The sequence below is a fragment of the Tenacibaculum profundi genome, from assembly GCF_052050075.1.
GTDB lineage: Bacteria > Bacteroidota > Bacteroidia > Flavobacteriales > Flavobacteriaceae > Polaribacter.
This window is the reverse complement of record NZ_CP197225.1, coordinates 706,510-718,373: the sequence shown is the minus strand read 5'-3', so window position 1 is coordinate 718,373 and position 11,864 is coordinate 706,510. Positions and strand designations below refer to the sequence as shown.

Annotated in this window: 5 protein-coding genes; 2 read left to right on the top strand and 3 right to left on the bottom strand. The window is 34.4% G+C overall.

Features of this window, described 5'->3' with window-relative positions; translation table 11 throughout:
* Positions 1–61 precede the first annotated feature (61 nt).
* The gene (locus tag ACSIGE_RS02860; protein WP_440881290.1) at positions 62–397 is read left to right on the top strand and encodes a helix-turn-helix domain-containing protein; all 336 of its coding nucleotides are present in this window, start codon (positions 62–64) and stop codon (positions 395–397) included.
* A gap of 139 nt (positions 398–536) precedes the next feature.
* On the opposite strand, the gene ACSIGE_RS02855 is transcribed toward ACSIGE_RS02860, so the two are convergent.
* Genes ACSIGE_RS02855 through ACSIGE_RS02845 form a run of 3 tightly spaced genes read right to left on the bottom strand, consistent with a single transcriptional unit; the run spans position 537 to position 10,205 of the window.
* Entirely contained in the window at positions 537–1,058 is a 522-nt protein-coding gene (locus ACSIGE_RS02855) for a toxin-antitoxin system YwqK family antitoxin (protein ID WP_440881289.1), read from the bottom strand.
* The gene (locus ACSIGE_RS02850) at positions 1,045–6,999 is read right to left on the bottom strand and encodes a DUF6443 domain-containing protein (protein ID WP_440881288.1); all 5,955 of its coding nucleotides are present in this window, start codon (positions 6,997–6,999) and stop codon (positions 1,045–1,047) included. The genes ACSIGE_RS02855 and ACSIGE_RS02850 overlap by 14 nt, the downstream gene beginning before the upstream one ends.
* Before the next feature lie 5 nt (positions 7,000–7,004).
* On the bottom strand, positions 7,005–10,205 hold the full coding sequence (locus ACSIGE_RS02845) for a hypothetical protein (RefSeq protein ID WP_440881287.1): 3,201 nt from the start codon (positions 10,203–10,205) through the stop codon (positions 7,005–7,007).
* A 427-nt stretch (positions 10,206–10,632) separates the two neighbouring features.
* Between ACSIGE_RS02845 and mnmA the strand changes: the two genes are divergently transcribed.
* Complete coding sequence (mnmA, locus tag ACSIGE_RS02840) at positions 10,633–11,835, top strand: tRNA 2-thiouridine(34) synthase MnmA (protein WP_440882176.1); 1,203 nt, start codon at positions 10,633–10,635, stop codon at positions 11,833–11,835.
* The last annotated feature ends 29 nt before the right edge of the window (positions 11,836–11,864 follow it).

Sequence of the window (11,864 nt, the reverse complement as noted above, 5' to 3'; positions counted from 1 at the left end):
ATTATATTTGCCTAAAACGTATAGTTTTATACGGTTTATAGTATAATAAGTAGACTATTCTATGACTTTAGGACAGAAAATTACCAAGATTAGAAAAGAGAAGAAGTTATCTCAAATTGATGTTGCCAAGTTCGTTGGTGTTTCTCGTGATGCAATTTCTAAGTATGAAAGGGATGATATAATTCCATCTGTTGAAAATGCTAAAAAAATAGCACAAGTATTAAATGTTTCTTTGGATTATTTGGTATCAGAAGATGGTAATTTAGAGGTAGTAGATGTTACTATGGTTAATCGCATGAAAGAAATACAAAGACTTAACAACGATGATAAAAGTACAATAGTTAAAATTATTGATGCCTTTATTAGAGATACTAAAACCAAAAAAGCCTACTCCTAAAAAACAACAAAACCACAACATTTCTGCTGTGGCTTTATCTTTAATTATTTTTAAACTTTACTACCCGCCATTGCAAATGGTTTTTATAGTACCGTTTTTTATTTAAATTTCCTTTAACTAATTGCCATTACGCTGACCACTAAATTTCAATTTGCGGGGCTTTAGGAGGAATATTTTTAATATTTTCAAAATGTTTTACATCTTTATAAATAACCTGTTGTAAATTACCTCTTTCGTAAAGTTCTGATAATACTAATTTAGTATTATAAAAATAGTTCCAAATTCCAACTTTTAAATCATCTCGAAAATAACCATCTATCTCCAATTTTCCATTATCATAATATTTCGCATCACCGTTAAGTTTATCATTAAGATAGTTTTCCTCACTTAAAACTAACCCTTTATCATAGGTTATTGCTTTCCCATTTTTAAAACCACCTTTTAAATTAAATTCTGCATATATTTCTCCATTATCTTTAAAGAAATATGATTTACCTTCGGTATTTCCCGCAGTCACCCAAGATACATCTTTCAACTTACCATTCTTGTGAGTGCTTTTTAAAACATCAATCTTATGCTCATCATTATCTTGATTAGGAGTACACGATTTTAATAAAAAGCATACAACTAAAAGACTAAAAAAAGTTTTATTTATTTTCATTTTTCTTGGTTTTCTCTTTTTCTTTATCTGAATGTTTCTTAAACAATGAACCTAACTCTTTAACGAAGTTCTCATAAGACACACTTTTTCCATTAACAAAGAACTTATGCTCTTCCTTAGTTTCTTCATCACTATTAAGTAACTCCGTTAAATCTAAAGTAAATTGGAATGCCTCACTAGTTCCTTTATTTTTGGCTGTATCCTTGTAACCACCACTTAAAAATTTATCTATGAGAGAATCAAATTTCTTACTTCTTTCCTCTACATGTAGAAAACTTTCATGGGCAATGGTTTCTAGAGCTTCATCGTCTTTTTCTCCTGGACCAATTAAAACTAAGAACGACAATCTACTAGTCATATTTTTAGATAGTGGCATCCTAGTGGATCTTCCAGTTTTAGAGACAGAGTAAGGAATAGTCATCCCTCCTTTATTTGTACCCCATTGACTTTTCTTAGATTGATACCAAATAGTATGTCTTGAATATTTGCCATCTTTCTCAACTTTAAAACCAAGAACATCCTGACCAGCACTTCCATATAACATCAAAAACCTTTGACCTTCTTTAGTTCCTAGAAACTTCTTAAATGCTACTTTATGGTTTTCATTAAGTCCTGAAATATCAATATATCTACCATCAGGGTCTTTGAATAAGATAGGGTTATTTGCTGTATAATTATATGGAGACAAATTATAGTATTTGTTAGCTAAAGGGTCAAGGTTCATCCATCTACCTAAAGCAGCATCATAATTTCTAGCACCGAAGTCGTACCATTGTATACCAAGCTCTTCATTAAGCTCTTTTCCATTATACCCAAACTTCTGCGCGGTGCTATTTCCAAGGGATGAGATGTTGTTATTATACCCTTTGTGTTTAAGTCCAAAGGGATAGTAATTACTTTCCTCAATAATCTCTATATCAGTAATATTACTGTTGTTTTGATTTTTATCAGTATAAGACAATCGGACGTTTCCTAAATGATCTTTGTATTGATACACATACTTAAAGCCAGTATTGTCTTTGGTTACATAACCTTCAGGGTGGTTAAAGAACTCTAAAGTATTGTTTTTATACACATAATTACCTGCGTAATCTGTGGTGGTATTTTCTACTTTTTTTCTAAGCTTTACACCACTGGCATCATACACATAATCAATGTGCTTGCCGTTAATAGTTACCCTTGTTGGTAAGTTTAAGTGATTGTAAGTAATATTAGATATCCCTTTGTTTAAATCTTTAATCATGTTACCATTGTCATCATAAACAAAATCATTTCCTGAATTACTACCTTCTTTAAAACCAAAAATTTTATTTCCTCCAGAAAGTTCTTCTACTTTAATAAGTTTATTTCCTGTATTATTTTCATTGTAGGTATATTTTAATCGGTCCATATTAGCAAAACTCTCTTTATTTTGCCAACCATTTCTATTAAGTGTTAAAATATTTCCGTTTTTATCATACGTAATTCCTGAAACATTGTAATTTGAGGTGTTACTTCCTGAAGCTGTGGTAATTCTGTTTAACGCATCATAGCTATAGGTATAAGAATTGCTAACGGGGTTCTGCGTGTCATTTACACTTGCAGTAGCCCAGTTTGTTTGTGCAATATTTCCGTTATATAAACGCTTGTTCACCTGATCAATATCATTATACCTGAGGGTAAAGTTAAATAAATCATTGTCATTATGAGCATCTGCATTGATATTTTTTAACCACCCTCTAACATTGTAAGCATAGTCTACTTTTTGTAACGGATTTCTGTTGGTTCCACCTACTTGTTTTTCAGTTAATTGTCCTAAAGCATCATAGGTGTTTGCAACTACCTGTTCTGTTCGGTTTCCTATAGTTTGAGTTTGCTTTTTCATTCGCCCTGCATGATCGTAGGTAAATGTATCTAAGGTAACTATGGCATTTTCACTTCCTTTTTTATGCGTGGTTTTTGTTTGCCTTACTTTTCCAACAAAATCTAATTGACTTTCAACAATATCAATGGTTTGTAAAAAGTCATTTTTACTATACACGTAAATAGGTCGTGCTTCTTCATCATAACAAGTTACGGTATGTATCCATTGATTGGTGCCCAGTACTTTTACTTTGGTTACTGTAGTTAAGCCTTTTACATTGGTTGTAATGGGCGTATTGAAAGTAGTTTTTTGAGGAAGTCTAAATCCTGCCGGTACATCGGTATATGCATCGTAATATGAAATAGTGTATACTTCGCTAGCTTCTTGAGGCACTGCATTGTTACTGTAGTACAGGGCAGTGGCACCTATAGTTAATGAAGCTTGCTGTATACTTTCAAATAAGCTATTACGTGTTTCGTTAGCCTTTTTCTGCAAGTCGATTCTCGAGGTATTTGTATTACTTGTTCCAGTATAAATAACTCTTCCTAAAGCATCGTATTTGGTAAATAACCATTTGTTGGCTTTTTTCAAATTAGGGTCTTGGGTTAATATCGGCCGATCAAGTAGGTCATAAACAATGTATTCTTTTTGTTTTCCTGGTAGTTTCTTTTCTACCAATCTATTAGAATCGTCATAGGTATACTGGTAGCATAAGTCTGAAAGCTCAGTAGCAGACACCGTTCCATCTTGTGTGGTTACCTTAGGTGGCAGTACATAGGTTAAATTTCCGTAATCATCATATACGTAATAGGTGTCATGAGCTACTTCGGCTCCATTTATCTTCGCATATGTACGCTTTAAAATTACCTGACCTTGCTTATTTTTAAACTCTTCTGTAGTATGCAATTTACTAGCTGTTCCATCGTGATTTTCATCTTTAGTAATTGTTTTAAACAAAGTGCCTGCTGCATATGAGTTACGGTTCGCATTGGCTAGGGCAGGGACGTAGGTTATTACCCCTTGCGCTGTACGTTCTGTTACGCTTACTTTAAATAATTTTACTTCATTACTTGTATTGGTCTCATAATTAAAAGCTATTTCATGGCCGCTACCTAACTGCCAATCTTTTCCTGGAGCGGCTTGTTGTAATACTCTGTTTAAAGGGGAAGCCTCAAAGTTTTTCTGCGAAAAAGCATTTATTTCATCAAGTGCTGTAATGCCAGAAAAATCGTTAGCATAATGTTCTTTATAATATTTTTGAGTAGCTACCTTAGCATTGGCATGTAGGCTTCCATTGCTACTAACGGCTGCATAAGGAAGGTACTCTTTATCTTGTCTTCCAAATTCGTCATATCCTACGTGTGTTACAATATCAGAAGGGGGAGTATTTAGTGCACCTACCATACTGTTAATGCTTAATTCAGAACCATCAATAATTTCTACTACTGGATTCCAAAAGTATTGGTTGGTTGCAACATTGGTAGTGTAGTATAAATAGCTTCTAAACCTTGATTTTGTAGTGTTTGTTCTCCATTCGAATTCAACACCATCTAGTACTTTTTTACCAGTACGATCGTACACACCACTTACGCCTGTGTCAGCACCAGTGTAACCTGCAGGGTGAATGATTCCGACCAACAAATACCATTCATTTAATTGGGGTAAATCACCATGCCAGAAGTATGGGTTTTTATTTTCTGTACCGTTTAAATTATTAACAATTTGAGTTCCATGGTAGGTAGTTCCTTCTTGATTGCCGGTACGTTTTACCCAAACGGTATAACGGTACACTTTGGTTTTATCTACATTTATATAATCAGTATTCCAGCCGCCATCTGCATTGCTTGCTGCATCATTTCCGCACATCCATAACATTTCTTTGGTTCCTTTTGGACTGGCTCCTAAGATTCTTTGATTTTCCGAAGTACTACCGTTTTGATTGTAAAAAGGGGTGCCTCCGGCACCTAAGGTCCAATCAGTAGCTAAAAGATTGGTTACCAATGGAGCGCTTTGTGCAGTTCCTTGTTGTATTCCTATCTGTTGCTTTGTTCTTCCCAAACCATCAAAATACGTAACACTTTCGAGCACGTCACCCAAGGCTACGTTTTGGTAATTTGAAGCGCTTACAGGGGTTGACATTTCTTTTTGATATACCCGTGTAAACACATAATTTTCATTACTAAGATTTGGTAATGCATAGGTTGCTTCTTTTGTACAACCAAAATGAGTACCTGATGTTGTAGGGCATTGATCGCTTGAATCTAGCACGTATCCCGGAGGTTGACTGCATTGTTTTTTAGCACTGTTTGGATCACCAAATCCGTCACCATCGGTATCAGCATACCATGTAGTTTTAGGATGGTATACCGCATTACCATCGTTACAGTCAGAAGCGTTTGTAACATAACCACTCGGTTGAACACTTCGGTATACTTTATTAGTACTAATACCATAACCATCCCCATCGGTATCTCTATAAAAGTTTTTAGGCATGATATTCGTAATAAGTTTAGTGCTATCATCATAATCATGCTGATTTGCTACATAGCCACTAGGCTTTGTGCATGCTTTTTTGGATGCCTTAGGGTTTCCAAAACCATCCCCATCTGTGTCAGCATACCATGTAGGCGTAGGAGGGATGCTGTAGTTTACCTTTTTTGCCGAACTCCAGCAGCCAGAACTGTTATTTCTAGCTCGTAAATAGTATACAGAGCCACTGGTACAGGTAATGCTGCTACTTGCATTTGCTGTGCTCGTGCCACTGGTACTAGCTTGCCAATACCAAGTAATGCCACTAGGCGGGTTGCCTCGAGTTAGTTTTGAGCCTCCACAAAGATTTGCAACGGTTGGTGTATTGGGGATGCTAGGTACAGCTTTTACGGTATAGTTTATTGTACGAATAGCACTCCAACAGCCAGAGCTATTGTTTCTAGCTCGTAAATAGTATACAGAACCACTGGTACGGGTAATGCTACTACTTGTATTGGAAGTACTGGTGCCATTGGCACTGCTTTGCCAATACCATGTAATGCCACTTGGCGGATTTTTACGGGTTAATTTGGTGTTTCCACAATTACTGGTAATACTGGGGGCAGTAGGTACAGTGGGTACAGCTTTTATAGCGTAACTTACTTTTCTTGCCGGTCCCCAACAGCGAGTACTGTTATTTCTAGCTCGTAAATAATATACAGAGCCACTGGTACGGGTAATGCTAGTGCTCGCATTGGCCGTACTGGTGCCATTGGCACTGCTTTGCCAATACCAGGTAATACCACTTGGTGGATTTTTACGGGTTAATTTTGAGCTCCCGCAAAGATTTGCAATGGTTGGTGTGCTAGGCATGGCTGGTAAAGGCTTTATGGAGTAGTTTACTTTTCGTATGGTACTCCAACAGCCAGAGCTATTGTTTCTAGCTCGTAAATAGTATACAGAACCACTAGTACGCGTAATGCTACTACTAGCATTTGCTGTACTGGTACCATTGGCACTACTTTGCCAATACCAGGTAACACCACTGGGTGGGTTTCCTCTTGTTAATTTCGCATTACCACAATTAACAAATACTTTAGGAGAACTTGGTGTACTAGGCGTTAATTTAACATTATATTTAACAATACGAGTAGAACTCCACTTTTTGGCAGAAGTATTATAAGCTCTCAAATAATATTCATTCCCACTATTTAAACTAATCGTAGAAGGAAGGTTTTTAAAATGATCTCTTTCAGTTCCTAAATAAGTTTTTTGCCAGTACCATATTATTCCAGATGGAGATGCCCCTTTTATTAACTTTGTTTGACCACAATTTTGAATAATTGTAGGAGCTGGAGGAATTGGAACAAATAAGCCTTCATCTTTTTTTCCATCACAGTTATTATCCCTTCCATCCATTATTTCAGGGGCATTTGGGTAAACTGTCCTGTTATTGTCATTACAGTCTAAGTTGTTTGAAACGTATCCCTTTTTCTGAATCAAGTAACCAGTGCCAGCACCGTATCCGTCACCATCTTTATCTTCATAAAATAAAAAGGAGTTTCCAAATTGACCAAAACATGTTATCGAAAATAACCCAGTGATTAGTAGTATTATTATATTTTTCATAGCTGTTAATTTTTATAGTTGTATTGGTACTCCTTTAAAATTTTATTTTCTGAATTTTTAATAAACTGCAACCTGTTAAAATCATCGTATTCATAGTAAACCGTTTTTCCTCTAGAATCAGTAATTGTGCTTACACCAACCAGTGGTTTGTAGGTATAAGTGGTCACTTGAGCCTTGTCTAAGCCAACTCTTATTTTGTGAATTTCAATTTGTATTTCTCTTTCGGTAAAACTTTGTAAATACGAAAGATCGTCGCTTGTTTCTTTATCTAATACATCCATCACTTCAGCGTAAGTAGCATTTTCTATTTTGGCAACGGGTTGTGTGTAATTGTAACCCCATAAATAAACGATGTGAGTACCGCTTTTTTTACTTACCTCAGTTAGATTTCCTTTTTTATCGTAACTGTGGTATATGATTCGGTCTTTAAGATCCTTCAATGTTTCTCCATCTTTTGAAGTTTGAAGCTTCCAAGGAAGGTAATATTCTTTGTTCGGATAATAATCAAAAACTGTTTTTTCCCAAGACACCAATTTATCTTTTACAAAGGTCTTAGTTTCCAAAGGAATCGCAATTCGATGTTCTGAAATTAATACACTATCCTTTAATTCGTGAGCATATTTTATTTGAGTAATTTTCTTTTCTCCCACACTGTTACTTGCTTCAATTTCATTTATTTGTGAATGATTGTTATTGTTATAAGTATATTTTATCGTTTGCTTTTTTTTATCCTTAAGATTTCCTAGCTGATCATAAAAAAAATATGTTTTTTGAATAGAATCATTTTTCACCCAGCCTCCTATGAAATTATAAATATTATATTTGAAGGCAGCCTTTGGATAAGTTGGTACACCTATAATTCCAAAGCATGTCTCTTGCCAAGTTCCAGGTGAGTTAAAACTGATTCCAAAGGTGACAGCCTTTGGGTTTCCTTCAAGATAATCAGCGGATCTTTTATTAACAGAGTAATCGATTGAATAGTCATATTCTTCTATAAAAACTTTCTTGCCTTTTTCTGAATAAACTTCCTTTGATAGAAGTTTGCCTCCTCCCAAGCTCGAAAACCCTGTGTGTAATTTTAAATTATTACTGTTATTATAGGTAGTAACAGAAGGAGAAAAATGGTATTGCGTGAAACCGTTACCTTCCTCATACTCTTTTATATATTCGTATGTTGAACGATACTCCCATACGGGGGATCCTTGTCTAACAAGGTATTCGCACCAAATCATATGATCAAAATTTTTCCCTTTAGTTGTAAAACTTTTTTCTCTGAATGAAAATCCTGGAATTTTTGTATTATTACTTATTCTATTTGATCCAGGAATGCGATAATCAAATTTTGTTTCTAAAGGCTTACCATCTTCTGATTCCTTAATAACTCTATCTAAACGAAGGCCTGGAAGCTGCGTCTTTTTTAAAACTATTCGTTCCTTTTTTTCAGTACTTTCCAAAGCAACAGTGCAAAGACAAGGTGGATTATTGGAATCATAAGTACTAATTATGAATTGATACTCTTTGCCTATTTCATTTCTTGGAAGTTCTATTGGATAGGCGCCCTTCTTATTCGTTCGAAATTTAACATTACCATATTGATCTTGTAACTCAACTTGACAAAAGCGTTCAAAAACCGGACGCCCATCTTCAACAACGCAGTCAGTATTAAATATGACTTTATAAAGGTTTTCGTTACTCTCTTTAAGAAAGAAATTATGACGACCATTTCCTGAAAAAACTTCAGTATATTTTTTTTCAATATATTCTTCAGTTTGATTATGTTCATAAGAAACTTCATTAAAATAAAATTGTTTATTACCACCAGTTGGGTAAATTATCTTTTCTAACGAATACGCCTTAATTTTATCGTCGTCTACACTACGGTCTCCACCTCCAAGAGACTCTCCTTGATAAGTCATGGTAGGAATTAATTCACTTGAATTACCATAATATCCCCAATAATCTTGACTTTTTGATAAGCGATGAGGCCCTTTCGTTTTATTATAAATAAACTCATATGGTAGTTTGTTATTTTCAATAACTCGATCTAGTTTTAATCTATATCTATCTGGATCCGAGTTCTCACCGTCATTAGAGTCAAAATAACTATATACCAATTCAAAATCCTTAATAATATTATGATTCTTATTGTAAACAATTACTCTTCTTAATGCGCTGGCTCCTTTTAAATCTTTTCTTTCATTAGAGCCGGCTATTTCATAATTTTTATCATCACTGTAAAAAAACTTAATATATCCCTCTTTAAATGATATTTCTTTAAGACGTCTATCTATCTTATTGGTCTTTTCAGGACCCTTAAGGGAGTTCTTATTACCGCAACGTGTTAAATTTTTATACTCAGTTGGAATTTCAAGATTTTTATATTCATATTTTTCAATAGTATAACTATAAAGTATTTCCTCTCCTAATGAAGTTTTTATTTTTTTAAGTTTGAACTCATCTTCTATGTTAGGATTCAAAAACTGCGAGTAGTTCGGTGTAATTGTTTTGGTCCCCTCTTTATGGTATTCAAATTGGTTACCATACTCATCTGTGATTTTAAACCTGTTAGTAAAGCCATTTCTCTTTATTGCAATAGGTTCATATGGAATTGGATGCGCTTTCCCTTTAGAATCTAAAACAAACTTACCCATCTTTGATGGTGTTTCGTAATAATATATATCAGGTTCTGAATCTCCCATTTTGTTATTAGGAGAAGTCCCAGCAAGTAGTCCCGTTACGTCCAATGCATACTTGTAGGAAGCGTTCAAATTTTCATCACTATGACAATATAATTGTGAAGATTCTCCCGAGAGAAGGTCAAAGTGTGATAAGGACTCTTTAAGTGTATTTTTATGGTTAGGATACATTCTATTAAAATTCTCATCCTGTCCGTTATGAATAGTTACGGCTATACTTCCTCCAACAAGTAATCTCCACCCTAACCCTACTCGAGTTGAAAGTTCATTTACCTTAATTCCAGATGCATGATAACTTATTCCAATCGGTATTTCGAGCCCAGATTTAGTTTTTATCGTATAAAAAGGTATTTTTATTTCTGGAATTCCATTCGTATAATTTATTGGTGTGTCTACAAATTTAGCCAGAGATGCTGCACCTGGAGAAAGAGGTACTATGCTAGGCAATTCTTGCCCATAGCCTAAAATAAAGCACAGCAGAAATAAGCTGTTTAAAATAGTTTTTTTCATAAGTGTAATTGTAGTTTTAGCAATTATTTAATTTTCATTTTTTTATTTATTCTTATCAAATAGCCCTATGGATAGCATAGCAAAGTAAGATTTACAAACATTCCTACATATTGCCTAGCATTTGGGTGTATAGCAATAATTTTTAACTAAAATAACCCTCTTGGTTAGGAAGGTTTTTTACTAAGAAAATAGGTGAAATACATTAGCAATAATGGTCGTACTTTTTCTCTTAGCGGTTACAAATGTATTTGCTTTCAGATTCATATGCAAATTATTGTTTTGAATTATACGAGTATCAATATTTACAATATTAAAAACGAAAACAAATTTGTAAATTTGTCCTCCTAAAAATATCCACTAAAAAATGTTGTTAAGTAACAGCAATAAAATTATTGAAGTTGTAAAAACAAAGCAATAGGATAAAGAAATTTATAGTAAATACATGAAACGAGTAGTAGTAGGTCTTTCAGGAGGCGTTGATAGTAGTGTAACAGCTTATCTTTTAAAAGAGCAAGGCTATGAAGTAATTGGATTGTTTATGAAAAATTGGCATGACGATTCTGTTACAATTTCTGATGAGTGTCCTTGGTTAGATGATAGTAACGATGCTATGATTGTAGCAGAAAAACTAAATATTCCTTTCCAAACGGTTGATCTTAGTCAGCAATATAAAAAACGTATTGTAGATTATATGTTTGCAGAATATGAGAGAGGTCGTACGCCGAATCCAGATGTGCTTTGTAACCGTGAAATAAAGTTTGATGTTTTTATGGATATTGCCCTAAGTTTAGGAGCAGATTATGTAGCTACAGGCCATTATTGTAGAAAAGATGAGACGCAAGTACAAGGGCAACCAGTGTATAAATTATTAGCAGGCAAAGATGCTAACAAAGACCAGTCTTATTTTTTATGTCAGCTATCGCAAGCGCAGTTAGCAAAAGCATTATTTCCTATAGGTGAACTTACAAAGCCCGAAGTGAGAGCTATTGCCAAGGAAGCGGATTTAATTACAGCAGACAAAAAAGATTCTCAGGGATTATGTTTTATTGGAAAGGTTAAGCTACCTGATTTTTTACAACAAAAACTGCAACCTAAAGAGGGAGAAATTGTTCAAATTCCTGATAGTTTTGCGTCTTTTAATAGACGCGTGCCTACTTTTGATTCGAAAGAAGAAGAGCTAGCCTTTTTTGCTGAAAAATATGTTTATGCAAAAGAAAACGGAAAAGTTGTAGGAAAACATCAAGGAGCACACTATTTTACGAAAGGACAAAGAAAAGGGTTGGCCGTAGGCGGTACTAAAGAACCCTTATTTGTGATTGAAACGGATGTAGATGAAAATATAATTTACACAGGTGAGGGCAAAAATCACAAAGGTTTGTACAGGAATGTATTGTTTGTAGCAAATGATGAATTGCATTGGATCCGAAAAGATCTTGCCTTAAATCCTGGAGAAACCATGGAAGTAGAAGCTCGTATAAGATACAGACAGGCATTAGAGGAGGCAACTTTGTATAGCGTACAAACAGGATTGTATGTAGAATTTAAAAACGCTCAGTCAGCAATTCAAGAAGGACAGTTTGTTGCGTGGTATAAAAATGAAGAATTAATAGGTTCTGGTGTAATTAGTTAGCCTTAAAATTAAATAAAAAGTAGTACATT

What these genes read in the sequence shown, in the direction of transcription:
- ACSIGE_RS02855 (WP_440881289.1), bottom strand. Translation starts at nt 1,058, where the DNA reads ATGAAAATAAATAAAACTTTTTTTAGTCTTTTAGTTGTATGCTTTTTA.
- ACSIGE_RS02850 (WP_440881288.1), bottom strand. Translation starts at nt 6,999, where the DNA reads ATGAAAAATATAATAATACTACTAATCACTGGGTTATTTTCGATAACA.
- ACSIGE_RS02845 (WP_440881287.1), bottom strand. Translation starts at nt 10,205, where the DNA reads ATGAAAAAAACTATTTTAAACAGCTTATTTCTGCTGTGCTTTATTTTA.
- ACSIGE_RS02860 (WP_440881290.1), top strand. Translation starts at nt 62, where the DNA reads ATGACTTTAGGACAGAAAATTACCAAGATTAGAAAAGAGAAGAAGTTA.